This is a genomic window from Clostridium aestuarii, from assembly GCF_026735135.1.
Classification (GTDB): domain Bacteria; phylum Bacillota; class Clostridia; order Clostridiales; family Clostridiaceae; genus Clostridium_H; species Clostridium_H aestuarii.
On record NZ_JAPQER010000002.1, the window covers coordinates 207,306 to 233,901 of the forward strand.

Consider the following 26,596-nt stretch of genomic DNA (forward strand, 5'->3'; position numbering starts at 1 on the left):
TGTTATTAGGAGTGATGTACCATGAAACGTATTCTATTAAACAAAAGTAAAGGATTTACATTAATAGAGCTTTTAGTAGTTATGGGGGTAATAGTTATACTAATAAGTTTTTTAGCACCTAGTTTAAAAGGATATATAGGAAAAGCTCAAAAATTAAAAGCAATTAATACTGGACGACAGTTGTATACTGCTACTTTTGAAAGTTTTATAGAGAATAATGGGAAACTTTCAAAAGAAAAAATTGAAGAAACGGCTTCGGAATTGTTAGGAATTGGAAATATAACAGTTACGTCTGATACGTCTGACACGTCTGAGAAAATTACTAATTCTGATGAGGTTTATATAACATATCATGCAGATAGTAAAGAATATTTATTAAAATTTAAGATACAGGATAACGGATTTAGTATAATACAAGATAAGGATACGGAGAAAGAGAATGATGAGGATAAAGTAATATATACATCTTTGAAGCAAGATACTAATTAAAAAAATAATAATAAGATTTATTTATAAATAATAAATAATTTACAAATCACAACATTTTAGAGGAAGTTGAGTTTTGAGAAAAAGGAAAGGATTTACTTTATTGGAAGTAGTTATTGTATTGAGTATTATAGGATTAATAGGATCATTTACTGTAGTTAATTATTATAAAATTTATAATAATTCAATAAATGATTTAAATACAGATTTATGTAATAACTCCATACTGCATATGATAAATGATTCCAAATTATATTGTAGAAATATAAGTAAACACGGACATTTATTATTTAATCATAATGACAATACTATCATTTTTCATTGTAATTCTAAGAAAATACAAACGTATAATTTTCCTAAAGGATTTAAATTGGAATATCTTAATACAGCTGATGGCGTTCAATTGATAAGAATAGATGAATTTGGTAATACTTCAAATGCTTGCAGCATTAAATTTACTGATATGAAAGGAGAAATACACAAAGTAACTCTACGAGTTGCTACTAATTATGTTGAAATTAAGGAAAAATGAGCATAAAGGTATAGGGATAATAGATGTAGTTTGCAGTTTGGCTATATTTTTTGTTTTATTAATCTTTATATTTTCTATAAAAATGAATGCTTTGAATTTAAGAAATAATAATGAAAAAGTTGTTAAGTATATTGAATTTGTAGAAGCGTTAAAGAATGTTATTTATTATAATCATAATTTTAATGAAATAGAAACACTTGTAAATACAAATAAAGTTGTTATAAATAAAGGAGATATAAGTTTAGAAAGTATTAAAAATAAAGATTTAGAGGATATATTTGTGCGTAATAGTTCAAAAGAAATGCCCTATTTAATAATGAAAGTTGAAGAAGATGATGGAGAAGTAGTAAAACTAAGTTTAAATTTACATTTTATAAATAAGAATAAAAATAAAACTATAAAATGTATCTGTTATAAAGGAGAATACTAACGCATGAAAAAAGGTTTTACACTTATTGAACTTATAATTACACTGTTTATTTCAAATATCATTATACTAATGGGAACTAATATGATTTTTAATGGAGCTTTAGAATATAAAAAAGCAATAAAACAGGATAGAGAAAAAAATTATTGCACAGAGGCTCTGAGGTTTATTGAAACACAAATAGAGGACAAAGATAATAAGGATATAAGTGTAAATCATGGTGAGCTTGTAATAAAGAAAAACACTAGTGATAAAGAAAATATAATAAAAAAAATAAAACTATATAAAAAGGCAGATAAACTACAAATAACTTATTATAAAAAAGATAATTTTAAATTAAACACTAATACTATTATAAACAATATTGAACAATTCGACGTATATAGAGATAAAAATGTTATTTATGTAGGTATAGAAAGCGAAAGTGGAAAGAAGTATGAAAGATGTTTTGGAATAAAAGTAGGAAAAAAGGTTTCGTAATGATATTTACATTGCTGGTTCTTAGTTTACTTGTTATAGCTATGTTATATGTTTTTAAAATAGAAATTATAAAAAAACAAGATAATGTTAACCTTATTAAGTATGGACTAAATAGAGATATATACGAAAATGATAGGGAACATTTAAAATATAAATTAAGCGTACATATTAAAAAAAATCAAGAAAGTTTAAATGAAGAAATTATTAAAAAAATATTAAGTGGTATTGATAATAAAGATATTATATACAATAAATCCTTTGTTAAATATGATTTAGAAAGTAAAAATATTACTTTAGACTTAGTTTCTGAAACGGGTTCAAAAATAAAAGAATATTATAGATGCGAAAAAGATAAAGTGAATAATAAAATTAGATTTGAACTGGTCAAAATTGAATATTAATAAGAAGGGTATATGTTATGTTAAAAAGAGATGTGATACTTAAAATATCTAAAAATAATATTGTGAGTATGAAACTTCGTACAGAAAGAAATATATTAAAAAATAAAAGAAGAGCAGGCAAATTAATTTTTGAAAATTTAAAAGATTTAGAAGTATGTATAAAAAATAGAAATGTATATGTATTAGTTGAAGGAGAAGAGGTATATATAAAATATATGGTTGTACCCAAAGTGGATAAGTATAAATTAGATGTTATAGTTGAAAATCAATTAGTTTATTTATATGGAAATAAAGCTGATAAAATATTTTATACATATACAATATGGAATGATAAAGGAAACGAATTAGAAGTATTAGTATTTTGTATTAATTGTGATAATCTTAAAGTTTTAGAGAAATGTATTAATAATAAAATAAAGTCCATCAATTTAATACAATTTAATTTTTTAAATTATTTTAATAAGTGTATTTTGGAAAAAAATTATGTTTTAATATTTAATTTTAATAAGGATACATATTTATTGGGAATATGTAGAAAAAAGATTGTAGCTAATAAAATTATAAAATTTAATAATAAAAAATGTACGTTAATAATAGAGGGTTTTAATTATATTATAGATAAATTATCAATATATAATTGTAAAATTACCAAAATATATAGTGCTAATTTCAATGAAGAACAATTTAAAAAATATATTGAATCTCAAAACAAGTTCAAATATGTTGAATTAGGTGGTATAAAAGATGATGGATTAATCAAATCATTTATAGTTAACAGGAGATAGTGTATGGAAGATTATAATTTTTTACCATTGTGGTATAGAAAGAAAAAGAAAGATAGATATAGGTTAAGATTTAAGATACAAGTGGTACTGTTTTTAATATTAATTATTGGTTTTAGTATAAGATTATTGGTATATACGAAAAAAGTAAATGAATTACAAAATGAGATAAACTTAATTACTAAACAAAAAGTTTTAAAAAATAATAAAATAGAATTTAAAGAAAAGCAAAAAATGAATACTATAATTACGTTAAATGATTTTCTTGATAATATAAATGATAAAATTTGGTTTGATTATGTAAGTATATCTGATAATATAATTAAATTAGAAAATAATGATGTGGATATAGAGAAAATAAATGATTTCATAAAATATATGGAAGGTAGTAAGCAATATAAAATAAATAATTTAGAAATTACAGAAATTAAAGAGAATAAAAATAAGTTTATGATATGTTTAGAGGTAAAAGGTAATGAATGAAAAATTGAGATTTAATTATGCAAGAATAATACTACTAATGATAGTAGCAGTAGTTATTATAAGTGGGAATTTTCAGAAGCATAAATTTAATGATAAAAAAGAGCAACTAGCAAAAGTTCATTGTGTCGAACTGCCTAAGAAGTATATAAAGTATAGATATAGTAATATTTTAGATGGAATAGGAAATAACGAAAATATAAATATAAAAAAGATAGTAAAAAGATTAGATTCTAAACCAATAGTGTCTGTTTGTTTAGAATTAAAGGGAGAAGTGAGTGTTTTAAGTAACTTTATAAAACTTATTGAAAAAAAAGATGAATTTCATAAAATTAGCAATATAGAAATTAAAAAGCTACAAAATCAAGAGATTATTAGCAGCATGACTATAGAATTCTCTGTTTAAAGCAAAAAAATATTTTAATATTAATATGTTCTATACATAAAATAAATCTATTTGCAAATATTCGCAAGTTTTGATAAAATATCATTGGTTAGAATAAAGGGGTGTATATAGATGATATGCATGAGAATTGAAAATATAAGAAAAAAGATGGAGAAAAAAGGCATAGATGCTCTTCTTCTTGTGAGTGATTCCAACAGAAATTATATGAGTGGATTCACAGGAAATGAAAGTTTTTCAGTTATAACTTTAGATAGAGCTATTTTTATTACAGATTCAAGATATACTCAACAGGCTAGAGAAGAAGTTAAGGAATATGAAATATCTGAATATAAAGGAAGTTTTTCAGATTACTTATCTAAACTAGCTAAGGAATTAAACATAAATAAATTAGGGTTTGAGGACGATATCATTTCTTATAGTCAATATTTAGAGTATGAAGAGAAGTTATCCTGTGAATTAGTACCAATAAAAGGAATGGTTCAAGAATTAAGAATAATCAAGGATAATGATGAAATTAAAAACATAAAAAAGGCAGCTTCAATAGCCGATAAAGCTTTTAAGCATATGCTTACATTTATTAAAGCTAGTATGAGCGAAAAAGAAGTTGAATTAGAACTTGAATTTACTATGAAAAAATTAGGTGCAAGTGGTTTGTCGTTTACATCTATAGTTGCATCTGGAGTAAGATCAAGTTTACCACATGGAACAGCTACAGATAAAATTATTCAAAATGGTGAGTTCTTAACTATGGATTTTGGATGTGTTTATAATGAGTATTGTTCAGACATGACCAGAACCCTAGTAATTGGAGAACCAAACGATAAGATGAAAGATATGTATGAAGTAGTATTAGCAGCACAAAAAAAAGCTTTAAAAACAATTAAGCCTGGTCTTACTGGCAAAGAAGTTGATAAAGTTGCAAGAGATTATATACAATCAAAGGGATATGGAGAATATTTTGGTCATGGTTTAGGACATGGTGTTGGTAGAGTGGTTCATGAAATGCCAAGAATAAGTCCTACTGGAAATGAAATATTAAAACCAGGAATGGTAATTACAGATGAACCTGGAGTATATATACCTAATTTTGGTGGATTAAGAATAGAAGATTTGATTTTAGTAACAGAAGAAGGATGCGAAATTCTTTCAAAATCACCAAAAGAGTTAATATGCATAAAATAATTTTCTCTGTTTAAAATAAGACTAGCATTAATATGAATTTTAGAGCTATAATAAAAAATATATAATATATAATAGAAAATAGAATAGTGGAGGTATACATAATGATTTCAGCTGGAGATTTAAGAAAAGGAACTACTTTTGAGATGGAAGGACAAGTTTTTACTGTGTTGGATTTCCTACACGTTAAGCCAGGAAAAGGTGCTGCATTTGTAAGAGTTAAGATTAGAAATGTAATGAATGGTGGAGCAACAGAAACTACGTTTAATCCAAGTGCTAAGTTCCAAGAAGCAGTTATAGAAAGAAAAGAAATGCAGTATTTATATAGTGATGGTGAATTATATTATTTCATGGATCAAGAAACATTTGAACAAATACCAGTAAATCATGACCAAGTGGAAAATGCAATTAAGTACTTAAAAGAAAATATGTTTGCAATAATTAAGTTCTTTAAAGGAAAGGCTTTTTCAGTTGAAGCTCCTAACTTTGTTGAACTACAAATAGTTGAATGTGAACCAGGAGCAAAAGGAAATACTACTACTAATGTAATGAAGCCTGCAACATTAGAAACAGGTGCGATTGTTCCAGTGCCTTTATTTGTTAATGAAGGAGATACTATAAGAGTAGATACTAGAACTGGTGAGTACATGGAGAGAGTGTAATTACCTCAAAGGAAGTGATTGTATGAATTCTCTTATGTCAAAAGTATCTTCTTTAAACGAAGCTTTGGAAGAATTAAAAGTTAAAGAAAATACTAAAGAAGCAGAAGTTTTATGTAAGATGAATGATGTATTATCTGAAATAGTATGTAAAATTAATGAAATTCAAAAAGAACAATTAGAATTTAATGAATATGTAACTATTTTAGATGAAAACTTGTGTAATTTAGAAGAAGAATTATATGGAATTGAAGAAGATGAGGAAGAATTCAATACTTTTGATTATGCTGATATTGAATGTGAAAAGTGTAATGAAGTTTTAGCTATTGAAAAAAGTTTGTTAAATAGTGATAACAAAATAATGTGTCCGAATTGTGGAAATAAAATTGTTTTAAAAGATATTAAGAAAAATTAGTGTAAATAGCATGCGTTATTGTAAAGAAAACTTTATAATAGCACATGTTATTTTTTTATGCCTAAAAATCATATACTGAGTAAAATTCATTATATTTTACTCGGTATATGATTTTATTTTTGTTAAGAACTATATTTAAAAAAAATTATTAGGAATAATTTGGACAACTTGTAAATAAAAATTTAATAAGAAAGGAGAGATGAAAATTATGAGCACTAAAGAAGTATTTTATATTTTACCACAAGATGTAAGAAAGAAAATAGAGAATGTTAAAAGAATTGAAAATTTACAGGAAATAAGAATAAAGATTAACAAACCGTTAGTAATTTATATTGGAGAGAATGAGATTATAACAGATTACATTATAACAATTGAAGATATAAAGACGATTCTTCAAAGAATTAGTAATTATTCAATATATGCTTTTGAAGAAGAAATTAAACAAGGATATATAACAATAAAAGGTGGTCATAGAGTTGGAATATGTGGGTCCTGTGTTATGGATAATTACAAAGTAAAAACAATAAAAAATATTGCTTCAATTAATATTAGAATTTGTAAAGAAATAATAGGCTGTTCTTTAAAAATAATGCCCTATATTATTGAAAATAAAGAGATTTTAAATACTATAGTTATAGCTCCACCCAAATGTGGTAAGACAACTTTGATAAGGGATATTACTAAAAATTTATCCAATGGTATTAATTTAAATATGAAAAAAATAGGAGGAAGAAAAATATGTGTAATTGATGAAAGAAGTGAGATTGGAGGTTGTTGTGATGGAGTTCCTCAAATGGATGTAGGATTGAGAACCGATGTGCTTGACAATTGTCTTAAAAGTGAAGGAATTATAATGGCGATTAGAAGTATGTCACCAGATATTATTGTTTGCGATGAAATAGGTACTCATAAAGATATAGAAAGTATATTAGTTGCAATGAACTCAGGAGTTAATTTAATAACTACTATCCATGGTTTTGGTATAGAAGATTTATATAAAAGAACAGTGTTTAAAGATATGTTGGATAATAATGTATTCGAAAGAGCCATAGTATTAAGTGCAGAAGATGGAGTTGGAACAGTAGAATATATTTATGACTTTAATAAAAAAGATAAACTTTGGAGGCGATAATGTGTATCTAAAGTTTATAGGATGTATTTTGATTATATTTGGGTCTACATTAATAGGGTTTATATATGGAGAAAACTTAAAAAAAAGGGTTCAACAACTTCAAGAATTAGAAAGAGTAATATATCAATTGCAAAATGAAATAATGTATACGCATACGCCTCTTCCTGAAATTTTCATTCATGCAGGGGAAAAGTGCGATAAACCTATAGGTGAAATTTTTTTAGAGGTTTCTAAATTACTTTTAAAAAATGAAGTTGATAATGTTTATTGTGCATTTAATCAAGTTTTAAAATGTAATAAATCTCTTTTGGATTTAAAGGACGATGATATTAAAATAATTTTAAATTTAGCAAAAGCGTTGGGAGAAACAGATATAGATGGTCATAAAAATATTATATCTCTTACTTTGCTTAATTTGAAAAAGCAAATAAAAAATGCTGAGGAAATCATGAATAAAAATGTTAAAATGTACAGATATTTAGGGTTTTCTTTTGGTGCCATATTGGCCATTATGATTGTATAGGAGGAATAAGTATGTTGGATGTAAGTTTAATTTTTAAAATAGCGGCTATAAGTATATTAATTATTGTATTAGATAAAATTTTAAAAACTACAGGCAAAGATGATTATGCTGTTATAGCTAACTTGGCTGGTATAGTTATTGTTTTAATGATGGTAATAAATTTAATAAATAAATTATTTAGTACTGTTAGAACTATGTTCCGATTTTAGGAGGCTAATATGGAGATAATAAAAGTTGTTTCGTTTGCATTTATTTCACTATTCATTGTACTCGTATTTAAAAGAAGGAGAGATGAATTAGCGATACATATTAGCATAGCGGCAGGTATACTAATATTTTTATTTATGATGGATAAAATCACATCTGTACTTCAATTACTGCAAGAACTTGCCCTTAAGGCTAATATAGATTTTGTTTATCTAAATATTGTTTTTAAAATATTAGGTATTGCATATTTAGCATCGTTTTGTAGTGAAATATGTAAAGATGCTGGAGAAAGTAATCTGGCGGGAAAAGTTGAATTTGCAGGTAAGATACTAATACTAGTATTAGCAATACCTATACTTATGGCAGTGCTTCAATCTATTCTAAAAATAATGTAAAGATATGTGGGGTATATAATATGAAAAAAATTATAGTAATGTTAATGATTTTTTTAATAATTCCCTTGAATGTACAAGCTTATACTGAAAACCCATTAACAGATAGTAAAGAGAATATGAAAGTAGAACAGTTATATGACTATATGACGAATGTAAAAAATGAGTATGAAATATTAAATGATATTGATATTAAGTCATATGTAAAGCAGTATATTAAAAGTGGAGATGGTAAATTTTCAACTAAAAAATTTATAAAAGCTTTATTGATATATGCATTTAAAGAGGTGGCGGCATGTGGCAAATTAATGTCCATGATAATAATAATATGTATAATATGTGCACTTATTAAAAACTTAGAAAATGCTTTTAATAATGGAAGTATATCAAATATAGCCTACTTTGCTTGCTATGCCTTATTAATCATATTAATTTCAAAAAATTTTTATATGGGAGTTTCAACTGTAAAAGAAGCAATTAAAAGTATGACAGATTTTATGGGAGCACTAATACCCGTTTTGTTAATGCTTTTAGCTACAGTAGGCGGGTTTACACAAGCAGCGGTTCTAGACCCTTTAATTTTAGGGGCTATTAATGTAAGTGCAAGAGTATTTAATGATTTAATAATCCCAATAATTAGTATGACGTTTGTTATACAATTTGTAAATAATGTTTCAGAGGATTATAAGATAGATAAATTATCTAAGCTGTTAAATCAAATTGTACTTTGGACACAGGGAATTGTTATGACTATCTTTATAGGTATTATAACTATAAGAGGAATAAATACTTCAACTATAGATGCAGTGGCAGAAAAAACGGTTAAATTTGCAGTGGATAATTTTATACCTATAGTGGGAAAAAGTTTATCTGATGCTATTTCTACAGTAGCAGGATATTCTTTGCTTTTGAAAAATGCACTTAGTAGTATAGGATTAGTAATTTTGATTATTATGATAATTTTCCCCTTGATTAAAATGCTGATGATGGCATTAATATATAAAGCAACTTCAGCGTTAATAGAACCAATTAGTGATAAGAGGCTAGTTCAGTGTATATCATCTGTAGGAGATTCATTAATTCTTATTACTTCTTGTCTGATTTGTGTTTCGGTTATGTTTTTTATTATGATAGCAATTGTAGCTTCGGCAGGAAAGATGGTCATAGCGGGATAAAGGGGGGTGAGTAGATGATAGAGAATCTTAGAAGCTGGATTATAAATATTTGTTCAACTGTGATTTTTATTACTGCAGTTGAAATGATACTTCCCAATAATAATATGAAAAAATATGCAAAATTTGTTTTAGGGTTAATATTAGTAACTGTTTTGATTAATCCTGTAATAAAAGCATTTGATAAAAATTTCAGTGTAGATAGATGTGTTAATGAAGCGTCGAGATATTTTGAAGAAAAAGAATATGAAAAAAATTATGATAAGTATAAAAACGTAACTATAGATAAAACGGTTGATGCTTTTTCAAAAAATTTAGAAAACTTATGTACAAGAAAATTAAAAGAAAAATTTCCAAAGGATAGTTATAAAGTTGCGATAGATGTTAATTATGAGGATGAAAAAGAAAACTTTGTTATTGATACAGTAAAAATAGGAGTAACTGAAGGAGGAATAAAAAAAATAACAAAAATACAAAAAATTAAAATAAAAGATAGTGAAGAGGTTAGTGGAAAAGAATCAATAGATAGTAAGAAGTTAGAAAGTATTAAAAAATACTTAAGTGATATTATGGATGTTTCAAAAGATAAAATTACGGTGTACAAAGCGTAATTTAAAAAGGTATAAACTTAAAACAAAGAGGGGGATGTTATGGATTTTAAAAAAATATTTAAGTTAGAAAACGTAAAAGATAAGATTAAAAATAAGTCTAATAATGAAGCTAATATAAAAAAAGATAAAGAAATAGTAAAAGGTAAAATAGGAAAAAACAAAATAGGAAATTTACTAATACTTATTTTGGTTGGAGTATTATTATTGATGGTTAGTAATGTTTTTAAAGATAGTAGCATGGGAAAAAATGATAACAATATGAAAAAATTAGGTAAAGCAGTATTTGAACAAAATAAAATTAATGATGAAAATACAAATGTAATGGATAAAGAAAAAACAGATAGTCAAAATGAAATGGAAAATAAACTTAAGAATATATTAGAGAACATTGAAGATGTTGGGAAAGTTGAAGTGATGCTTTATTTTAAGGGAGGTGAGGAGCAGATTCCAGCTATTAATGTCAATGATTCTACTAGCTTTATGGAAGAAAAAGATAATGATGGTGGAATAAGAAAAACAACACAAAAAAATGATGGTAGAACTGTAGTAATGATGAATACGGAAAATGGTACAAAACCACTTATAGTAAAAAAATACAATCCAGAGGTTACTGGGGTATGTATAGTAGCTGAAGGAGCTGAAAATAATTTAATAAAACTACAAATTCACAAAGCTGTTATGAATTTATTTGATTTAGAAGATGATAAAGTTAATGTATATCCAATGAAAAAATAACATATATTTTGTGAAACAAGCATATAAATTTTTTAGAAAGGTTATAAAAGATAAAATAGGAGGAATTTAAATGAATAAAAAGCAAGGAGTCATTATTGTTGTGTTATTGGCACTTATAGTATGTGCAGGAATAGCAGCTACAAAGTTAAATGCTGATTTAGATTATGTAGCTGGTAATGATATGTTAAATGGAAAGAACACGATTTCTTTAAATGAATCAAATGAAAAAACTACTGCAACCAATTTTTTTCAAGAATCTCAACTTATAAGGGATAATAAAGAAGCACAGACATTACAGACATTGAAAGCGCTAATAGATGATGAAAATGTATCAAAAGAAGAGAGAACAAAGTTAAATAAGCAATATACAGAATTAGCTTTGGCAATTAAAGATCAATCACAAATAGAGACTGTTTTAAAGAGTAAAGGTTATGATGAAGTGCTTTGTTATATTAACGAAAGTAAGGCTACAGTTGTTATTAAAACAGATGAGTTAACAGAAAAAGATAAAAAACAAATTCAAGAAGTTGTTATGGATGTAACTCAAATTAGAGATGTAGAAATTCAACCGAGCAAAAAATAAATATATTTGTAAAATCATACTCTATTTGATATAATAAGCATAAGATTTATTTGTTTTGAAAAATCAAAACAAAGGAGGGACAAATATGAACGAACAAGTGATTAATGGAGTCGAAATGGGTATTGTTAAAATATCAGATGAAGTGGTTGAAGTTATTGCTGGACTTGCGGCTTCTGAAATAGATGGAATTGAAGGTATGAGCACCACTTTAGTAGGAGGAATAACTCAAATCTTAAGTGGAAAGAAAAATGTATCTAAAGGTGTAAAAGTTAATGTTGGAGAAGAAAGTGCAACTATTGATTTATATGTTGTAGTTAAATATGGTGTTAAAATATCAGAGGTAGCAAGAACTGTTCAAGAAAATGTTAAGAAATCAGTAGAGTCTATGACTGGGCTTGCTGTTTCAGCAGTTAATGTTTATATTCAAAGTATAATGCTTCCCAAAATAGAAGAAAACGAAGAAGAAGAAGAAAAAGAAGAATAATTATTACACCCTCTGAAAACAGAGGGTGTTTCCATGTTTAAGATGTATAAGAATAACTAAGTTGACAATAATTTAAATATAAATAAAATCAAAATAATGTATGGAATATATAGGAGGTACTATGAACAGAAGAAAATCAAGAGAAATAGCTATGAAATTATTATTTGAAATGACTATAAACAAAGGAGAATATGAAGAAATATTAGAAAACTTTAAGCAATCTATTGAAATGGATTTAGAAGATGTAGATTTTACTTATGTAGAAACTTTAATAAAAGGAATTGAAAATAATATAGAAACTATAAATGATAAAATAGAGAAAAATTTAAAAAATTGGAAAATGAATAGATTATCTAAAGTAGATCTTTCCATTCTTAGATTAGCTACATATGAAATTATTTTTTCTAGTGATGTACCAAATAAAGTAGCAGTCAATGAAGGAATAGAACTTGCTAAAAAGTATTCAGCATCTAATGCACCAGCATTTATAAATGGTGTGCTTGCAAATATGATATAAAGAGGTTCCTAAGCTTCAGGTAGAGTTTTACTTTATCTGAAGCTTAGAAACTATTATATAGGGATAATGCTGTTTAACTTACCGTTTGTAGCCACAAGAGTATTATATTATCAGAAGGATAGAATTGAATAACCTTAAGACAAGTTTTAGAGGTGGAATTATGGGAATAAAATTAGATGGTAAAAAAGTTGCACAAAAATATCAAGAAGAAATAAGAAGATTTATTAAATTAAAAAAAGATAAAGGTCAAAAAGTTCCGGGAATGGCTAACATTCTTGTAGGAAATGATAGCGGTTCTATATATTATGTTAATAATCAAAACAAGTTATGTAATAAGCTAGGAATAGATGTAAGAAGTATTTTTCTAGAAGAAAATATTCATGAAGATAATCTGATGAATATTATTAGAAAATTAAATTGTGATGATGAAATAGATGGGATAATACTCCAACTACCACTTCCAAAGCATTTAAATGAAGCTAAAATAACATCTGAAATATCTTATAAAAAGGATATCGATGGACTAAGTAATCTTAGTACAGGTAAATTTTATAAAAAAGAAAAATGTCATATGCCATGTACTCCAAAAGGAATAATTAATTTAATAAAGAGTACTGAATTTGAAATAGAAGGTAAATACGCAGTGGTTATAGGAAGAAGTAATATTGTAGGAAAACCAATTGCTCAGTTGCTTTTAAATGAAAATGCTACAGTTACAATATGTCATTCTAAAACTAAAAATTTAAAACAAATTTGCAAAAATGCAGATATTTTGGTATGTGCTGCAGGAAAGCCTAAGTTTATTACTAAAGAGTATATAAAGGAAGGCGCATTTGTGATTGATGTTGGTACTACAATGGTAGATGGTAAACTTACAGGAGATGTATGTTTTGAGGAAGTAATTGAAAAAGCTTCGTTTGTAACGCCAGTTCCAGGAGGCGTTGGTGCTATGACAACTACTATGCTAATGAAAAATCTTTGTGAGGAATTAAAATAATATGCATATAAAAACTTTAAGTATTTCTCAATTAAATAATTATATAAAAAAAGTTTTAGATAATGATTTTATTTTAAAAAATGCTAGTATTAAAGGAGAAATATCAAATTTTAAAATTCATACTAGTGGACATATTTATTTTTCCTTAAAAGATGAATATTCAAAAATAAATTGTATAATGTTTAAATCTTATGCTAAAGATATTAAATTTAATCCTCAAAATGGAAATAGTGTTATAGCTAGAGGAAGAGTATCTTTATATCTTAAAGATGGATTATATCAATTTTATTGTGAGGAAATGCAACAAGAAGGAAAAGGCGATTTATTTGCTGCGTTTGAAAACCTAAAAGATAAACTTAAGAAGGAACATATATTTGAAGAAGCTCATAAAAAGGTGATACCTAGATATGCAAAAAAAATAGGAGTAGTAACTTCTCCCACAGGAGCAGCTCTTAGAGATATTATAAATGTAACAAAACGTAGAAATTCTAGTGTGGAAATGTTAATTTATCCAGCACTTGTTCAAGGAGAAACTGCAAGCGCACAAATAATCAATGGTATAAAATATTTTGACAGTAGAGAAGATATAGATGCAATTATTTTAGCTAGAGGTGGAGGTTCAATAGAAGAACTTTGGGCATTTAATAATGAAAAATTAGCTTATACAATTTATAATTGTAATAAACCTATTATAACTGGTGTTGGTCATGAAACAGATTTTACAATTGCAGATTTTGCAAGTGACAAAAGAGCGCCTACACCATCAGCAGCGGCAGAAATTGCTGTGTTTAATCTTAATGAGTTGAATTCTAAGATACAAAATTATAAAGAGCTTATGTATAATAAAATCCAAAGTAATGTAAATGAAAGATATAGTTATCTGAATTTATTGAGTAAAAATTTGAAGATTTATAGCCCAATGATTAATATTGCCAATCAATATACTAAAATTGATAATATGAAGCAAATACTTATACATAAAATACAATTAAAAATCAATAAAGAAAAAGAATGTTTAGTAAAAATGAATTCCTTGCTATCTGCACATAATCCTTTAAATGTTTTAAATAAAGGATTTTCTATAATTCAAGATAGTGAAGGGAATATTGTTAGTAGTACTGAAAAATTAAAGCAGCAATGCTCCATAGAAATAACATTTAAAGATGGTAAAGTTAAAACAGATATATGTAACTGCGATTGATTGGAGGGGTTATATGGCTAAAAGAAAAGAATCCTATGAAAGTACAATTAAGAAGCTAGAAAAAATCATAGGTGAAATGGAAAATGAAGAATTGTCTTTAGAAGGATCTTTGAAAAATTATGAAGATGGAGTAAAACTTTGTAATAAACTCTATAAAATGTTGAATGATTCAGAAACTAAAATAAAAATTTTAACTGAACAAGGAGAAAAAGACTTTGTAGAGGTAGATGAATAATATGAAAATGAATAATATGAAATGTGAAATAGATAACTGGCTTAAAACATATTTTAGTGATAAGGGTACATATAACAAAATAATATATGAATCAATGGAGTATAGCTTAGAAGCAGGGGGAAAGCGTATAAGACCTATACTTATGATTTTTACCTATAATATTTATAAAAGAGACTACAAAAAAATTTTACCTATAGCGTGTGCTTTAGAAATGATTCATACCTATTCACTTATACATGATGATTTGCCTTGTATGGATGATGATGATTTAAGACGAGGGAAACCTACGAATCATAAAATGTTTGGTGAGGCTGTAGCGGTTCTTGCGGGCGATGGGTTGTTAAATGAAGCTTCAAATTTGATGTTTGATTATTGTAGAAATAACATTAGTAAAAATAATTTGGATGCCTGTACAGTGATTTCTAAGGCAGCAGGTGTAGATGGGATGATAGCAGGTCAAGTTGTAGATATTATAAATGAAGGTAAAGATATAAGTGAAGAAGAGTTATGTTATATGCATATAAATAAAACAGGACAGTTAATTAAATCAGCAATTGTTTCTGGTGCTTTGTTAGCTAATGCACATGTTAATGATATAAATATTTTAAAAGAGTTCGGAGAAAAATTGGGATTAGCGTTTCAAATTAAGGATGATATTCTTGATGTGATTGGAAACGCAGAGTTGTTGGGGAAAAATATAAAAAGTGATGATAATAAAGATAAAAATACATTTGTATCTAAGTTTGGGCTTGAAAAATGTAAAGAACTTTGTGAAAATTTAACTTTAGAATGTTTAGAGTTGTTGGATAAAATTTTAAAAGATACGAAAATTTTGAAAGAAATGACTCTTTTTCTTCTAAAAAGAGAATTTTAACATTAATATAATTAAATCATACGGTGATATAATTATACTTTATTGGTGTAAACAAATTTTGAAATATTGTACTACCTATGATATAATCCGTATGTAAAAGAGTGGCGCAGTATTCTAGTCAGGTAAGTATTTTCTGAAGGCGGGGCTAAAAATCCGCTAAAGGGCACATCGATGAAGCTTCTGGTGCTGGCTTGTAACGCCCAGTTATGGGTTGGTGCTGGGAGTAAGGGGGGCTGGGGCAACCGCAAAGGCATGCGTTATTGACCCTACCTTCGTGGAGACCACTGATTGTGGTATGGGAGAGATTCCCATATTACGACAATGGATTAAACCTGCATTGTGGTGAAAAGCTATGTGCAGCGTAGCCTGCCTTGAGTGAAGTAGGGAGAGGTAAGTAGGATAAAAGACTTAATGAAACCTACTTTGCAAAAGAGGCTAGGGAAGTACCTAACTGTTGAGGAAAACTCCTAGGCTGTTTGAAAGAAGCATACTAGAGATTGCAGTACGGACTAAGTGGTAGTCTAGTTTTATAGTTGGTGACACTATAAATAGAACATTAAAAGGAAACTGTCAGAACGGCGACGTACTGATTGCTCTATGGGAAATCCTACTAGACCTAAGCCGTAAGATTTATCTAGCATGCTGCCATTCTCTGATACATATATTGGAGGAAGTTTTTTGGATGGTTTAAAATATAAAGAATTAAATAAAAAAGATAAGAAAACTATTTGTAATTCTTCAAAAAAGAAAAGAAAAAATAAAAAGAAAAATAATAAAATGTGGATAATAAAAATAGTGTTTTGGACAATAATACTATCTGGAAGTATTTCGTTTTTTGCCAATATGATACTTCCAAATGTCAATTTGATACTAGCATCTATAATTCTTATTTGTGTAATTTCATTAGGCGTTTTTTTTGATATTATAGGTGTTGCAGTTACAGCAGCAAGTGAGGTGCCATTTCATGCTATGGCATCAAAAAAAATTAGCAGCGCGAAAATTGCTGTGAATTTGGTTAGAAATGCTGATAAAGTATCTAATTTTTGTAGTGATGTAGTTGGTGATGTGTGTGGCGTAGTTAGTGGATCTATAGGTGCATTAATTTTATCTCAAATTATATTAAATATGCCAAATTTAAATAATATGCATGTTTTATTAATAGGCTCATTAATAGGAGCTGTTATTGCTGCAGCAACAGTTGGTGGAAAAGCTGCAGGCAAAAGTTTTGCTATAAAAAAAAGTAATGATATTGTTTTTATAGTATCAAAAACAATACAAGTTATAAAAAAGGAAAGATGAATTATGTATGAGATTCTTGATAATTATAGCGATTTTCGTGATTTGAAAAAAATGCAATTTAATAAATTGAAAAAAATGTCAAATGAAATAAGACATTTTTTGATAGATAATATATCTAATACAGGAGGACACTTAGCATCAAATTTAGGTATAGTAGAATTAACATTAAGTTTATATAAAGTTTTTAATTTAGATGAAGATAAAATAATATGGGATGTTGGACATCAAACTTATGTACATAAGATATTGACAGGCAGAAAAGAGGAATTTCACACATTGAGAAAGTTTGGAGGATTGAGTGGATTTCCGAAAAAATGTGAAAGTAAATATGATATGTTTGAAACCGGTCACAGCAGTACGTCACTTTCAGCTGCATTAGGTATGGCAAGAGCTAGAGATTTGAGCAAGAGAAAACACCATGTAGTTGCAGTTATAGGTGATGGTGCACTGACTGGAGGAATGGCATTAGAAGCATTAAATGATGTAGGATATAGAAAAACAGATTTAACAATTATATTAAATGATAATCAAATGTCTATTGCCAAAAATGTTGGTGGAATGTCTACATATTTAAGTAAAATAAGAATTGATCCTAAATATAATAAGTTTAAAAGAAATTTTGAACATGCTCTAAAGAAAACAAATTTTGGTAGTGGACTTGCTGAATCTTTAGTGAAAATTAAATCTGGCATTAAACAAATTGTAGTACCAGGAATGTTTTTTGAAGATTTGGGAATTAAGTATATTGGTCCTATTGACGGTCATAATATAAAAGAAGTTTCTAAAGTTTTATCTATGGCAAAAAAAATAAAAGGACCTGTAATTATACATACAATAACTAAAAAAGGTAAAGGATATAAATTTGCTGAAAAAAATCCTGGTAAATTTCATGGAGTTTCACCTTTTGATAAAGTAACAGGAGAGATTAAGAGCAGTAACAAAACATATTCGAAGGTGTTTGGAGATAAAATGATTGCCCTAGCATCTAAAGATAGCAGAATAGTAGCAATTACAGCGGCTATGAGAGATGGAACTGGTTTGAAAAAATTCAGTAGTGAATTTAAAAAGAGATTTTTTGATGTAGGTATTGCAGAACAGCATGCAGTAACTTTGGCTGCTGGTATGGCTACAGAAGGGTTAAAACCTGTTTTTGCAGTATATTCTACATTTCTTCAAAGAGCATATGATCAAGTTATACATGATGTATGCCAACAAAATCTTCCTGTTATTTTTGCTATTGATAGAGCAGGAATTGTTGGAAAGGATGGAGAAACTCATCAGGGAGTCTTTGATATATCTTATCTTTCTCATATGCCAAACATGACAATTATGAGCCCAAAATGTACTGATGAACTTGGAAATATGCTTGAGTGGGCACTAACTCAAAATTATCCTATTGCTATAAGATACCCTAGAGGTGGAGATATAGATAAATCAAATTTAATAGCTCAAAAAAAATTTACTAGAGGTAATTGGGAAATAATTCATGACAAGGGTAATGTAGCTATAATAGCTGCAGGAAGAATGGTTCAATCAGCTTTACAAGTAAAAGAAAAAATGCAATCACTTGGTATAGAAGTTACTGTGATTAATGCATGTTTTATTAAACCTATTGATAAGAAAATATTAAATAAACTTGTAAAAGAAAATTATAAAATAGTTACATTGGAAGATAATGTTCTACATGGTGGCTTGGGAACATTGGTTATAGAATATATAAATTCAATAAGTAGTAGTGTTAAAGTTTTAAACTTAGGATTTGAAGATAAATTTATACTTCATGGAGATGTAGATGTCCTATACAAATTAAATGGATTAGATCCAGATGGTATTTTAAAAAGTATAATTAGTATATTATAAATTCAGCTTACGAAATTTATTTTAAGGATAAAGGGGTTTAAAAATGAGCTCAGTAGAAAAAAAGAGATTAGATATGCTTTTAATAGAAAAAGATTTTTTTGATTCTAGGGAAAAAGCTAAAGCAAGTATAATGGCAGGAGAAATTTTTGTAGATGGTAATAGAGTAGATAAATGTGGTCAAAAAGTTCCAGAAAACTCTAAAATAGAATTTAAGGGAAAAGTTATGCCTTATGTTAGTAGAGGTGGTTTTAAGCTTGAAAAAGCTATGAAAAGCTTCAATATAGATTTAAAGGATAAAGTATGTATGGATATTGGTGCTTCTACAGGAGGATTTACTGACTGTATGCTTCAAAATGGAGCAAAAAAAGTATTTGCAGTAGATGTTGGATATGGACAGTTTGCATGGAAATTGAGAACGGATCCTAGAGTAGTTTGTATGGAGAGAACTAATGCAAGATACTTAACGAATGAGAATATTGGAGAATATGCAAACTTTGCAAGTATTGATGTTTCTTTTATTTCATTAAAGAAAATTATTCCTGCAATCGTAAATATATTAGATGATAAAGGAGAAATATCAGCATTAATAAAGCCACAATTTGAAGCTGGAAGGGATAAAGTTGGAAAAAAAGGTGTGGTTAAAGATATAAATACACATAAAGAAGTTATACTTGACATATTAAATTTTTTATTAGAAAGTGACTTAAGAATCAAAGGATTACAGTATTCACCAATAAAAGGACCAGAAGGAAATAGAGAATACTTAGTTTATTTTACAAAAGATAAGAGTTTTGAAAACAATTTTGATAAAAAAACTGTAGATTTGGTAGTTGATTTATCTCATGAGAATCTATAATAGGAGGAAAAATGAAGAACATAGGGGTAAGTATTAATAGCAGTAAATTCATTGATGAAAAAATTGTAAATGAAATAATTGGTAAAATTAGTACTTATAATAAAGGAGCTAATATCAAAACATATAAGGATTCAATAGATTCATATGAGATTATAGATGAAAAATTAGATGTTATAATAGTATTAGGTGGAGATGGAACTATTCTAAGTGCAGCAAGAACAGTAGCTCCGCTGGGAATTCCTATTTTAGGAATCAATATGGGAAATTTAGGGTTTTTAACTGCGGCTGAGAGTTTAGAATTTGAAGAAGCTTTAAAAAAATTAAAAGAAAATAAATATTACATAGAAGATAGAATGATGCTGCAATGTGAGATAGAAAATAATAATGATAGAAAAGAATATGTTTCTTTAAATGATATTGTAATTTCAAAAGGAACTTTATCAAGAATATTTAAATATGAGATATTTATTGATGATAAATTTTATACATCATTTAAAGCTGATGGTATAATTATATCTACACCTACAGGCTCTACAGCATATGCGTTATCTGCAGGAGGACCTATAATATATCCAACAATAGATGTAATAGCTTTAGTGCCTATATGTCCACATTCAATGCATATGAGAAGTATTATTTTAGAAGGTAATAGTAAGATTAATATAGTAATTAGTAAAAAAAATGAAAGTGCTTTTTTAACTGTAGATGGTCAAGATTCTATAAATTTAGAAAAATATCAAAATGTAATAATAAAAAAAAGCAATGAAAAATGCAAGCTGATAAGAATTGAAGGATATGATTATTTTGATGTATTAAGAAAAAAAATATTTTAAGGAGATGTAATATGAAGATTGAACGTCATTCAAAAATATTAGAAATTATAAAATCCAAGGATATAGAAACTCAAGAAGAACTTGCAGAAGAACTAAAAAAAAAGGGTATGGATGTAACTCAAGCTACAGTTTCAAGAGATATTAAAGAATTGAAACTAATAAAGGTTTTATCAGAAAAAGGTACATATAAATATGCATCAATTACACCAAGTGAAAATTTTTTATCAAATAAGATGGTGAATGTTTTTACTAATACTGTAATTAATGTTGAGAATGTCCAGAATTTTGTTGTTGTGAAGACGCTTTCAGGCTCAGGTTCAGCAGCAGCAGAGGCTATAGATTCTATGAATTTTTCAGGCATTGTTGGAACTATAGCAGGAGATAATACAATTTTTATATTAAGTATTAATGAAAAAAAAGCTCAAGAATTGGTTAAAAAGTTAAAAAAGATACTTGCGAACAAATAGGAGATGGTTACATGCTTCTTCAATTAAATATTAAAAATTTTGCCCTAATAGAAGATTTAAGTATATCCTTTGAACAGGGATTAAATATTCTAACAGGAGAAACAGGAGCGGGTAAATCTATTATAATAGATGCAATAAACTATGTTCTTGGTAGTAAATTTAATAAAAATTTAATAAGAACTGGAGAAAATAGAACTTTTGTAGAAGGTATTTTTGATATAGAAAATAATAATATTAAAACAGCTTTAAAAAAAATGGAAATAAATTTTGATGATTTAGTTATTATTAGTAGGGAAACTTTTAAATCAGGAAAAAGTGTTGTTAAAGTTAATGGTAAATCAGTTTTAATATCACAAATTAAAAATCTGGCTAAAAGTCTTCTTAATATTCATGGACAACATGAAAATCAAGAATTATTAAATAAATCTAGTCATATTAGTTATTTGGATAAATTTGGAGAAGATAAGTTATCTTTATTACTAGAAAAATATTCAATTAATTATAATAAATTAATTGAATTTGATAATAAAATAAAAAAATTTGGTGTTGAAGATGGTGAAAGAGAAAAGATAATTGATTTTTTAAAATATCAAATAGATGAAATTAATAGTGCTAATTTAAAACTAGGTGAAGATGAGGAATTAGAAAAAAAATATGCTATTTTAAATAATTCTGAACGAATAAATAATATTCTTATGAATAGTTATAATATTTTATATAGTAGTAGTGATAACTATATGTCAGTATATGATTCATTAAACAAAGCGCTTAAAGAGCTTAAAACTATAGAAAATAAAATGGATAATATAAAACGAATTACAGATTCATTAGAAGAATCTTATTTTAATATTGAACAAACAATACATGATATACGGGATATAAAAGATACTGTAGTTTATGATCAAAATGAGTTAGAACATATTAATCGTAGAATTTTTCAAATCGATACATATAAAAGGAAGTATGGAGAAAATATAAGTAAAGTACTAGATTATAAAGATAAAATAACTAAGCAATACGATGAAATGATTAATGCAAATGAAATTATAGAAGAATTAAAAAACAAACGTAAAAAGATTACTGAACATATGAAACAAGAAGCTTTATGTATACATAATATAAGAAAAGAAATTTCAAAGATTTTAGAAATTAAAATAAAAGAAGAATTGGATTATGTTGGATTAGAAAAAAGTGTTTTTAAAATTCAAATTGATTTTGAAGATAAGTTTTATAATAATGGCTGCGATAAAGTACAATTTTTAATATCAACAAATCCTGGTCAACCATTAAAATCATTAGAAAAAATTGTGTCAGGTGGAGAACTTTCAAGAATAATGCTCGGATTAAAAACAGTTTTTGTACATAAAGATGAAATACCATCTGTTATTTTTGATGAAGTTGATACAGGTATAAGTGGAAGAATAGCTCAAAGAGTAGCAGAAAAAATGTATTTGATATCTAATTTACATCAAGTGTTTTGCGTGACTCACTTGCCTCAAATTGCTAGTATGTCAGATACTCATTTTTTGGTTTCTAAACAAGTTAAAGACAACAAAACTTTTACAAATATTAGAAAAACAAGTGATTCAGAAAAAGAATATGAACTTGCTAGAATGATAGGAGGTTCTGAAATCACAGATTTAACTTTAGAACATTCTAAAGAAATGATAAATCTTGCTAATTTTAGAAAAAAGGAATTGCTTTGCACAAAATAATTCATAATCGGTATATGATTATGAATTATTTTTGTTTTTAAAAAATAGCATATATTTGTTTTCTTATTAAAGAAATTACTAAGTATGCAAAGATACAATAGCATAATAAAATTACATAAGGGAAAATTAAAGTTAAATAAAGTATGTTATGCAGGAGGTAAGAATATGAAAAAAAAGGTTAGATGCATAATATGCTGGACTTTAATTCCTTTAATGATTTTTGCTATTAGTATGTGCTATAAGCTATTTATTATTCCAAGCACAATATTTTCAAGAGAAGGTCAGGAATTAGAATCCAATAATATTATAAGACTAAGCGAATACAATTTGTACTCTAAGCAATATAATAAAAAGAATAAAATTTTAAATATTAAATTGTTAGGAATTGTTCCAGTTAAATCTGTTTTTGTAAAATCTATTCCTGAAATTTATGTATATCCTGGAGGTATTCCAGTAGGAGTTAAACTAAATACAAAAGGAGTATTAGTAGTTGCGTTTTCTGATATAGATACCAATAAAGGCAAGGCTATAAGTCCATCTGCTGAAGGAGGATTACAATTAGGAGATAGTATAACTAAGATAAATGATAATGTAATAAATGGTTCAGAAGAATTAATTAGAGAAATAGATTTAAATAAAAGTAACAAAATGAAAGTAACAATAGAAAGAAATAACAAGACAATAGAAAAAACAATAAAACCTGTAAAAGATAAAACTGATGATATTTATAAAATCGGACTTTGGGTAAGAGATTCAACTTCTGGAGTAGGTACATTAACATTCTATGATGAAAAAAGTGAAAAATTCGCTGCATTAGGTCATCCCATAACCGATGTAGATACAGGAACAATTTTAAAAATTAATAATGGGGAAATAGTACAATCATCTATTATATCGTTAAGAAAAGGTCAAAAAGGTAACCCAGGAGAATTAAGAGGAATATTTGTAAATGAGGATGAGGATTTAGGTAAAGTATACAAAAATACTAAATGTGGAATATATGGAAATTCAAATAAAAAATTAACTTGCAGTAAAAATAATAAACCTATGAAAATAGCATTAAGAACTGAAGTAAAAGAAGGAAAAGCTAAAATATTAACAACTATAGATGGTTCAGAACCTAGATATTATGATATTAAAATAGAAAAATTATTAGTACAAGATAATCCAGGACCTAAAAGTATGGTAATAAGAGTTACTGATCCAGAACTTTTAAATAAAACAGGTGGTATTGTACAAGGAATGAGTGGTAGCCCAATAATTCAAGATAATAAAATAGTTGGAGCAGTTACGCATGTCTTAATAAATAAACCCAATGTAGGTTATGGCATTTATATAGAATGGATGTTAAGAGATGCTGGGATTTTACCAAATAACTAGTAATTATTGATAAAAAGTAGTAGAATAAAAGATAGGTTATACTATCTTTTATTTTTTATTTTTAGAAAAATTTTGTAAAAAAGAAGGATATAGGAATTGGTTGTCGAAATAATTGTTAAGAAATGGAATAAAAAAGAAGGGGAGATATAAATATGGAAAACAATAAAATAAACGTTGTCATTGCAGATGATAACAAAGAATTTTGTAATATACTTAATGACTATTTGCTAAATCAAAGAGACATAATTGTTACTGGTGTTGCTAAGGATGGAATTGAAGTATTGAAATTAATAGAAGAAAAGAAACCAGATTTAGTAGTTCTTGATATTATTATGCCTCATTTAGATGGAATTGGAGTATTAGAAAGATTAAATACTATGAATGTTGATCCTATGCCTAGAGTAATAGTACTTTCAGCAGTAGGTCAAGATAAGATTACACAAAGAGCTATTACATTAGGAGCAGATTATTATGTTGTAAAACCATTTGATATGGATGTCTTTACAAAACGAATTAGACAAATGTTTAATAATACTATTTCTAGTGATCAAACCAAAAGAACTATTTCTTCAATGCAGTTAGAACAAACTAGAATTAGAAAAAGTGAACCATTAGATTTAGAATCTGAAATAACAAATATAATTCATGAAATAGGAGTACCAGCTCATATTAAGGGATATATGTACTTAAGAGAAGCAATAAGTATGGTTGTAAATGATGTAGAATTATTATCCGCAGTTACAAAAGAATTATATCCATCAATTGGTAAAAAATACAATACAACAGCAAGTAGAGTTGAGAGAGCAATAAGGCATGCTATAGAAGTTGCATGGTCTAGAGGACAAGTAGAAACAATCAATAAAATCTTTGGATATACAATACATAACGGCAAGGGCAAACCTACAAATAGTGAATTTATTGCTATGGTAGCAGATAAGCTTAGATTAAAAAATAAAGTTAGTTAGTATAGTATATCAAGAGATTTAGACCGATTACATCTATATTAAACCAATGAGCATATATTTAGACCAATGAATATATGTTTAATACCTAGGAACCTTTCATATTCATTGGCAGTGAATATGAAAGGTTTTTTATTATAGCTGAGAATATGAAAAAATTAAGAAAAATATTAATTATTAAAACTTTATATTGAAATAAATTGTAATCTATATAAGTAGCTTTGTTGTTATATAATTTGTAGGATTGTATAGCAAATCATTATTAGTATACATATTTTTTATTATGTATACTAATTAAAATGTAAATTTAAAATATACAATCAGAAGAAATTTTTTGCTTGCATATATCTTCTTTTGTAATCATAAATATTAGAAAGGTAATCAACAAAAGGAGGAATAATAAGTGAAAAACAATAAAGGATTTAAAAATATAATAGAACATATGCAGAAAAATTTAATATTATATTCTATAACTTTGTTATTCCTTTGTATAGGAATAGTATTAGGAATGTATACTGTTAAGTATATGAATGAAAACCAAAGAAGCAGATTAATGGATTACTTTATTAATTTTTTAACGAATATTGACTTAAATAAAATAAATAATAAACATATTTTTATAGAAGCATTTAAAAACAATATAGCTATTATTTTAGCAATCTGGTTTTTAGGACTTACTATGCTTGGTATTCCTATAATATTAATTATAGATTTAATAAAAGGTTTTACATTAGGGTTTACAGCAAGTTTTGTTATAAATGTATTAGGTTCTAAAGGATTACTTATTAATCTAATTGCTATTTTTCCACAAAATATAATTTATATTCCTTGTATAATAATTGCGTCTGCTATTGCAATGGAATTTTCAGTGATACTATTAAAACACAATGTTTCATTGTCTGTTAAAAATAATAATTTTATTCAGATAGCATCGTATTCTACTATGTTTTTGCTTATTGCTGGATTTATGATCATAGGATTTTTATTGGAAGGATACATAATTCCTAATGTAATGAAGTTAATAGTATAAAGAGTAGGATGTGTTTTAATATGATTAGAAAAAATGAAATGTTTAATTTTATTTTACTTGTCTTCAAATGTTTTTTTATAATATTATTTTTTGGTATAATAATTCCTAAATTTATTGATTTTATATTAAAAACATTTATAAATAGATATCTTATATATAATAACAGTGTTTTAGTTTTTCATGTTATAAATAAAAATGAAATTATTTTATATAAATATATTTATATTGTAAAGTCTTTTTTGTATTTGTAAAATATATAATATATTAACTAATTATAAATAAAA

General features: G+C 26.6%; 34 protein-coding genes. All 34 read left to right on the forward strand.

Going from position 1 to position 26,596, the window contains the following annotated elements:
* Positions 1-21 precede the first annotated feature (21 nt).
* Positions 22-489: a type II secretion system protein gene (locus OW763_RS05165; RefSeq protein WP_268040013.1), complete on the forward strand. Its 468-nt coding sequence runs from the start codon at positions 22-24 to the stop codon at positions 487-489.
* 73 nt (positions 490-562) lie between these two features.
* On the forward strand, positions 563-1,018 hold the full coding sequence (locus OW763_RS05170) for a type II secretion system protein (protein ID WP_268040014.1): 456 nt from the start codon (positions 563-565) through the stop codon (positions 1,016-1,018).
* Positions 996-1,448 (forward strand): hypothetical protein, encoded by a 453-nt coding sequence (locus OW763_RS05175; protein WP_268040015.1) that lies wholly within the window; start codon positions 996-998, stop codon positions 1,446-1,448. Before OW763_RS05170 ends, OW763_RS05175 begins: the two co-directional genes overlap by 23 nt.
* A 3-nt stretch (positions 1,449-1,451) precedes the next feature.
* Complete coding sequence (locus OW763_RS05180; protein WP_268040016.1) at positions 1,452-1,925, forward strand: type II secretion system protein; 474 nt, start codon at positions 1,452-1,454, stop codon at positions 1,923-1,925.
* Entirely contained in the window at positions 1,925-2,326 is a 402-nt protein-coding gene (locus OW763_RS05185; protein WP_268040017.1) for a hypothetical protein, read from the forward strand. The genes OW763_RS05180 and OW763_RS05185 overlap by 1 nt, the downstream gene beginning before the upstream one ends.
* 17 nt (positions 2,327-2,343) lie before the next feature.
* The gene (locus OW763_RS05190; RefSeq protein ID WP_268040018.1) at positions 2,344-3,111 is read left to right on the forward strand and encodes a hypothetical protein; all 768 of its coding nucleotides are present in this window, start codon (positions 2,344-2,346) and stop codon (positions 3,109-3,111) included.
* A gap of 3 nt (positions 3,112-3,114) precedes the next feature.
* Positions 3,115-3,591: a hypothetical protein gene (locus OW763_RS05195; protein WP_268040020.1), complete on the forward strand. Its 477-nt coding sequence runs from the start codon at positions 3,115-3,117 to the stop codon at positions 3,589-3,591.
* Entirely contained in the window at positions 3,584-3,994 is a 411-nt protein-coding gene (locus OW763_RS05200; RefSeq protein WP_268040021.1) for a hypothetical protein, read from the forward strand. The genes OW763_RS05195 and OW763_RS05200 overlap by 8 nt, the downstream gene beginning before the upstream one ends.
* Positions 3,995-4,105: 111 nt before the next feature.
* Positions 4,106-5,176 (forward strand): M24 family metallopeptidase, encoded by a 1,071-nt coding sequence (locus OW763_RS05205; protein WP_268040022.1) that lies wholly within the window; start codon positions 4,106-4,108, stop codon positions 5,174-5,176.
* A gap of 101 nt (positions 5,177-5,277) precedes the next feature.
* Positions 5,278-5,835: an elongation factor P gene (gene efp, locus OW763_RS05210; protein WP_268040023.1), complete on the forward strand. Its 558-nt coding sequence runs from the start codon at positions 5,278-5,280 to the stop codon at positions 5,833-5,835.
* A 22-nt stretch (positions 5,836-5,857) separates the two neighbouring features.
* Entirely contained in the window at positions 5,858-6,247 is a 390-nt protein-coding gene (locus OW763_RS05215; protein ID WP_268040024.1) for a CD1247 N-terminal domain-containing protein, read from the forward strand.
* Between the two features lie 208 nt (positions 6,248-6,455).
* Positions 6,456-7,379 (forward strand): stage III sporulation protein AA, encoded by a 924-nt coding sequence (gene spoIIIAA, locus OW763_RS05220; protein WP_268040025.1) that lies wholly within the window; start codon positions 6,456-6,458, stop codon positions 7,377-7,379.
* 1 nt (position 7,380) lies between these two features.
* On the forward strand, positions 7,381-7,902 hold the full coding sequence (gene spoIIIAB, locus OW763_RS05225) for a stage III sporulation protein SpoIIIAB (RefSeq protein WP_268040026.1): 522 nt from the start codon (positions 7,381-7,383) through the stop codon (positions 7,900-7,902).
* An 11-nt stretch (positions 7,903-7,913) separates the two neighbouring features.
* The gene (spoIIIAC, locus tag OW763_RS05230; RefSeq protein WP_268040027.1) at positions 7,914-8,111 is read left to right on the forward strand and encodes a stage III sporulation protein AC; all 198 of its coding nucleotides are present in this window, start codon (positions 7,914-7,916) and stop codon (positions 8,109-8,111) included.
* 9 nt (positions 8,112-8,120) lie between these two features.
* Positions 8,121-8,504, forward strand: a complete 384-nt coding sequence (gene spoIIIAD / locus OW763_RS05235) for a stage III sporulation protein AD (protein ID WP_268040029.1) — start codon at positions 8,121-8,123, stop codon at positions 8,502-8,504.
* Positions 8,505-8,524: 20 nt separating this feature from the next.
* Positions 8,525-9,676, forward strand: coding sequence for a stage III sporulation protein AE (gene spoIIIAE, locus OW763_RS05240; protein ID WP_268040030.1), 1,152 nt, complete (start codon positions 8,525-8,527; stop codon positions 9,674-9,676).
* A gap of 14 nt (positions 9,677-9,690) precedes the next feature.
* The gene (spoIIIAF, locus tag OW763_RS05245; protein ID WP_268040031.1) at positions 9,691-10,284 is read left to right on the forward strand and encodes a stage III sporulation protein AF; all 594 of its coding nucleotides are present in this window, start codon (positions 9,691-9,693) and stop codon (positions 10,282-10,284) included.
* Between the two features lie 39 nt (positions 10,285-10,323).
* On the forward strand, positions 10,324-11,019 hold the full coding sequence (spoIIIAG, locus tag OW763_RS05250; protein WP_268040032.1) for a stage III sporulation protein AG: 696 nt from the start codon (positions 10,324-10,326) through the stop codon (positions 11,017-11,019).
* A 70-nt stretch (positions 11,020-11,089) separates the two neighbouring features.
* On the forward strand, positions 11,090-11,602 hold the full coding sequence (locus tag OW763_RS05255) for a SpoIIIAH-like family protein (protein ID WP_268040034.1): 513 nt from the start codon (positions 11,090-11,092) through the stop codon (positions 11,600-11,602).
* A gap of 85 nt (positions 11,603-11,687) precedes the next feature.
* Positions 11,688-12,086, forward strand: coding sequence for an Asp23/Gls24 family envelope stress response protein (locus OW763_RS05260; protein WP_268040035.1), 399 nt, complete (start codon positions 11,688-11,690; stop codon positions 12,084-12,086).
* A gap of 121 nt (positions 12,087-12,207) precedes the next feature.
* Positions 12,208-12,603: a transcription antitermination factor NusB gene (nusB, locus tag OW763_RS05265; RefSeq protein ID WP_268040036.1), complete on the forward strand. Its 396-nt coding sequence runs from the start codon at positions 12,208-12,210 to the stop codon at positions 12,601-12,603.
* 160 nt (positions 12,604-12,763) lie between these two features.
* Positions 12,764-13,600 (forward strand): tetrahydrofolate dehydrogenase/cyclohydrolase catalytic domain-containing protein, encoded by an 837-nt coding sequence (locus OW763_RS05270; RefSeq protein ID WP_268040635.1) that lies wholly within the window; start codon positions 12,764-12,766, stop codon positions 13,598-13,600.
* A 1-nt stretch (position 13,601) separates the two neighbouring features.
* Entirely contained in the window at positions 13,602-14,801 is a 1,200-nt protein-coding gene (gene xseA / locus OW763_RS05275; RefSeq protein WP_268040037.1) for an exodeoxyribonuclease VII large subunit, read from the forward strand.
* Positions 14,802-14,814: 13 nt separating this feature from the next.
* On the forward strand, positions 14,815-15,036 hold the full coding sequence (locus OW763_RS05280) for an exodeoxyribonuclease VII small subunit (RefSeq protein ID WP_268040038.1): 222 nt from the start codon (positions 14,815-14,817) through the stop codon (positions 15,034-15,036).
* 1 nt (position 15,037) lies between these two features.
* Complete coding sequence (locus OW763_RS05285) at positions 15,038-15,910, forward strand: polyprenyl synthetase family protein (RefSeq protein WP_268040039.1); 873 nt, start codon at positions 15,038-15,040, stop codon at positions 15,908-15,910.
* Between the two features lie 678 nt (positions 15,911-16,588).
* Positions 16,589-17,209 carry a hypothetical protein gene (locus OW763_RS05290; RefSeq protein ID WP_418921790.1) on the forward strand — a complete coding sequence of 207 codons (621 nt, stop codon included), beginning with the start codon at positions 16,589-16,591 and terminating at the stop codon, positions 17,207-17,209.
* A gap of 3 nt (positions 17,210-17,212) precedes the next feature.
* Complete coding sequence (dxs, locus tag OW763_RS05295; RefSeq protein ID WP_268040040.1) at positions 17,213-19,069, forward strand: 1-deoxy-D-xylulose-5-phosphate synthase; 1,857 nt, start codon at positions 17,213-17,215, stop codon at positions 19,067-19,069.
* Between the two features lie 43 nt (positions 19,070-19,112).
* Positions 19,113-19,925 carry a TlyA family RNA methyltransferase gene (locus tag OW763_RS05300; RefSeq protein WP_268040041.1) on the forward strand — a complete coding sequence of 271 codons (813 nt, stop codon included), beginning with the start codon at positions 19,113-19,115 and terminating at the stop codon, positions 19,923-19,925.
* Positions 19,926-19,936: 11 nt separating this feature from the next.
* Positions 19,937-20,758 (forward strand): NAD(+)/NADH kinase, encoded by an 822-nt coding sequence (locus OW763_RS05305; protein WP_268040042.1) that lies wholly within the window; start codon positions 19,937-19,939, stop codon positions 20,756-20,758.
* Positions 20,759-20,769: 11 nt separating this feature from the next.
* A complete protein-coding gene (locus OW763_RS05310) occupies positions 20,770-21,225 on the forward strand; it encodes an arginine repressor (RefSeq protein ID WP_268040043.1) in 456 nt (151 codons plus the stop codon).
* An 11-nt stretch (positions 21,226-21,236) separates the two neighbouring features.
* Positions 21,237-22,940: a DNA repair protein RecN gene (gene recN, locus OW763_RS05315; RefSeq protein ID WP_268040044.1), complete on the forward strand. Its 1,704-nt coding sequence runs from the start codon at positions 21,237-21,239 to the stop codon at positions 22,938-22,940.
* 165 nt (positions 22,941-23,105) lie between these two features.
* Positions 23,106-24,320, forward strand: a complete 1,215-nt coding sequence (spoIVB, locus tag OW763_RS05320; RefSeq protein WP_268040045.1) for a SpoIVB peptidase — start codon at positions 23,106-23,108, stop codon at positions 24,318-24,320.
* A 152-nt stretch (positions 24,321-24,472) separates the two neighbouring features.
* A complete protein-coding gene (gene spo0A, locus OW763_RS05325; protein WP_268040046.1) occupies positions 24,473-25,285 on the forward strand; it encodes a sporulation transcription factor Spo0A in 813 nt (270 codons plus the stop codon).
* Positions 25,286-25,685: 400 nt separating this feature from the next.
* Positions 25,686-26,312 (forward strand): stage II sporulation protein M, encoded by a 627-nt coding sequence (gene spoIIM, locus OW763_RS05330; protein ID WP_268040047.1) that lies wholly within the window; start codon positions 25,686-25,688, stop codon positions 26,310-26,312.
* Positions 26,313-26,596 lie beyond the last annotated feature (284 nt).

Coding starts and splice junctions, on each gene's coding strand:
- OW763_RS05165 (WP_268040013.1), top strand. CDS start 22: ATGAAACGTATTCTATTAAACAAAAGTAAAGGATTTACATTAATAGAG.
- OW763_RS05175 (WP_268040015.1), top strand. CDS start 996: ATGTTGAAATTAAGGAAAAATGAGCATAAAGGTATAGGGATAATAGAT.
- OW763_RS05180 (WP_268040016.1), top strand. CDS start 1,452: ATGAAAAAAGGTTTTACACTTATTGAACTTATAATTACACTGTTTATT.
- OW763_RS05185 (WP_268040017.1), top strand. CDS start 1,925: ATGATATTTACATTGCTGGTTCTTAGTTTACTTGTTATAGCTATGTTA.
- OW763_RS05190 (WP_268040018.1), top strand. CDS start 2,344: ATGTTAAAAAGAGATGTGATACTTAAAATATCTAAAAATAATATTGTG.
- OW763_RS05195 (WP_268040020.1), top strand. CDS start 3,115: ATGGAAGATTATAATTTTTTACCATTGTGGTATAGAAAGAAAAAGAAA.
- OW763_RS05200 (WP_268040021.1), top strand. CDS start 3,584: ATGAATGAAAAATTGAGATTTAATTATGCAAGAATAATACTACTAATG.
- OW763_RS05205 (WP_268040022.1), top strand. CDS start 4,106: ATGATATGCATGAGAATTGAAAATATAAGAAAAAAGATGGAGAAAAAA.
- efp (WP_268040023.1), top strand. CDS start 5,278: ATGATTTCAGCTGGAGATTTAAGAAAAGGAACTACTTTTGAGATGGAA.
- OW763_RS05215 (WP_268040024.1), top strand. CDS start 5,858: ATGAATTCTCTTATGTCAAAAGTATCTTCTTTAAACGAAGCTTTGGAA.
- spoIIIAA (WP_268040025.1), top strand. CDS start 6,456: ATGAGCACTAAAGAAGTATTTTATATTTTACCACAAGATGTAAGAAAG.
- spoIIIAC (WP_268040027.1), top strand. CDS start 7,914: ATGTTGGATGTAAGTTTAATTTTTAAAATAGCGGCTATAAGTATATTA.
- spoIIIAD (WP_268040029.1), top strand. CDS start 8,121: ATGGAGATAATAAAAGTTGTTTCGTTTGCATTTATTTCACTATTCATT.
- spoIIIAE (WP_268040030.1), top strand. CDS start 8,525: ATGAAAAAAATTATAGTAATGTTAATGATTTTTTTAATAATTCCCTTG.
- spoIIIAF (WP_268040031.1), top strand. CDS start 9,691: ATGATAGAGAATCTTAGAAGCTGGATTATAAATATTTGTTCAACTGTG.
- spoIIIAG (WP_268040032.1), top strand. CDS start 10,324: ATGGATTTTAAAAAAATATTTAAGTTAGAAAACGTAAAAGATAAGATT.
- OW763_RS05255 (WP_268040034.1), top strand. CDS start 11,090: ATGAATAAAAAGCAAGGAGTCATTATTGTTGTGTTATTGGCACTTATA.
- OW763_RS05260 (WP_268040035.1), top strand. CDS start 11,688: ATGAACGAACAAGTGATTAATGGAGTCGAAATGGGTATTGTTAAAATA.
- nusB (WP_268040036.1), top strand. CDS start 12,208: ATGAACAGAAGAAAATCAAGAGAAATAGCTATGAAATTATTATTTGAA.
- OW763_RS05270 (WP_268040635.1), top strand. CDS start 12,764: ATGGGAATAAAATTAGATGGTAAAAAAGTTGCACAAAAATATCAAGAA.
- xseA (WP_268040037.1), top strand. CDS start 13,602: ATGCATATAAAAACTTTAAGTATTTCTCAATTAAATAATTATATAAAA.
- OW763_RS05280 (WP_268040038.1), top strand. CDS start 14,815: ATGGCTAAAAGAAAAGAATCCTATGAAAGTACAATTAAGAAGCTAGAA.
- OW763_RS05285 (WP_268040039.1), top strand. CDS start 15,038: ATGAAAATGAATAATATGAAATGTGAAATAGATAACTGGCTTAAAACA.
- dxs (WP_268040040.1), top strand. CDS start 17,213: ATGTATGAGATTCTTGATAATTATAGCGATTTTCGTGATTTGAAAAAA.
- OW763_RS05300 (WP_268040041.1), top strand. CDS start 19,113: ATGAGCTCAGTAGAAAAAAAGAGATTAGATATGCTTTTAATAGAAAAA.
- OW763_RS05305 (WP_268040042.1), top strand. CDS start 19,937: ATGAAGAACATAGGGGTAAGTATTAATAGCAGTAAATTCATTGATGAA.
- OW763_RS05310 (WP_268040043.1), top strand. CDS start 20,770: ATGAAGATTGAACGTCATTCAAAAATATTAGAAATTATAAAATCCAAG.
- recN (WP_268040044.1), top strand. CDS start 21,237: ATGCTTCTTCAATTAAATATTAAAAATTTTGCCCTAATAGAAGATTTA.
- spoIVB (WP_268040045.1), top strand. CDS start 23,106: ATGAAAAAAAAGGTTAGATGCATAATATGCTGGACTTTAATTCCTTTA.
- spo0A (WP_268040046.1), top strand. CDS start 24,473: ATGGAAAACAATAAAATAAACGTTGTCATTGCAGATGATAACAAAGAA.